Source organism: Mesorhizobium sp. M4A.F.Ca.ET.090.04.2.1 (assembly GCF_003999085.1).
In the GTDB taxonomy this organism is placed as follows: Bacteria; Pseudomonadota; Alphaproteobacteria; order Rhizobiales; family Rhizobiaceae; genus Mesorhizobium.
The window spans coordinates 1-1,103 of the sequence record NZ_RZOT01000903.1 but is presented as its reverse complement, the minus strand read 5'-3'; the positions used below and the strand labels follow the sequence as shown (position 1 = coordinate 1,103).

Genomic DNA, 1,103 nt, shown 5'->3' with positions numbered 1-1,103 from the left:
GCCGTGGGAAGAGGACCCGACGGCGGCGGTGATCTGCGACCTCGTCCATCAGGATGGCCGCTCGGTCGAGTTCACGCCGCGCAACGTGTTGAAGCGCGTGCTCGCGGCTTACGCCGATCGCGGGCTGAGGCCAGTTGTGGCGCCCGAGATCGAATTCTACCTGGTGCGCAAGAATCCCGACCCGGACTATCCGCTGACGCCGCCGGTCGGGCGCTCGGGACGGCCGATCGGCGGCGGCGCCGGCTATTCGATCGCCGGCGTCAACGAGTTCGACGAGCTGATCGACGACATCTACCATTTTTCCGAAGGGCAAGGCCTGGAGATCGACACGCTGATCCACGAGGAGGGCGCCGGCCAGCTCGAGATCAATTTGCGCCACGGCGATCCGATCGAGCTCGCCGACCAGGTGTTCATGTTCAAGCGCACCATCCGCGAGGCGGCGCTGAAGCACGAGATTTACGCCACCTTCATGGCCAAGCCCATCCAGGGCCAGCCCGGATCGGCCATGCACATCCACCAATCGATCGTCGACAGGAAGACCGGGAGGAACGTGTTCTCGGCCGAGGACGGCTCGGAGACGGAGGATTTCTTCCACTTCATTGGCGGCATGCAGAAGCATGTGCCGAACGCGCTGGTGATGTTCGCGCCCTATGTCAATTCCTACCGGCGGCTGACGCAGGCGGCATCGGCACCGGTCAACAACAAATGGGGCTACGATAACCGCACCACGGCCTTCCGCGTGCCGCGTTCGGATCCGGCGGCGCGGCGTGTCGAAAACCGCATTCCGTCCTCGGACGCAAACCCCTACCTGGCGCTGGCGGCATCGCTCGCCTGCGGCCTGGTCGGCATGATCAACAAGGTCAAGGCCGAGCCTCCGGTGCTGACCACCGCCAACGCCGATGAGATCGACCTGCCGCGCAGCCTGCTCGAAGCCGTCGACCTGTTCGAAGGCGACGAGGAACTCTGCGCGATCCTCGGCAAGTCGTTCACCGCCACCTATGCGGCGATCAAGCGGGCTGAGTTCGAGACCTTCATGGAAGTGATCAGCCCGTGGGAGCGGGAGTATTTGTTGCTGAATGTTTAGGGGAGTAGGGGTGTAGGGG

At 64.1% G+C, this 1,103-nt stretch carries 1 protein-coding gene; it reads left to right on the top strand.

What is annotated here, in order from left to right; all coding sequences use genetic code 11:
- Positions 1–1,084: glutamine synthetase family protein (locus EN781_RS33010; RefSeq protein ID WP_145965807.1), on the top strand; the 1,084-nt coding region annotated here is incomplete at its 5' end.
- Positions 1,085–1,103: the final 19 nt, after the last annotated feature.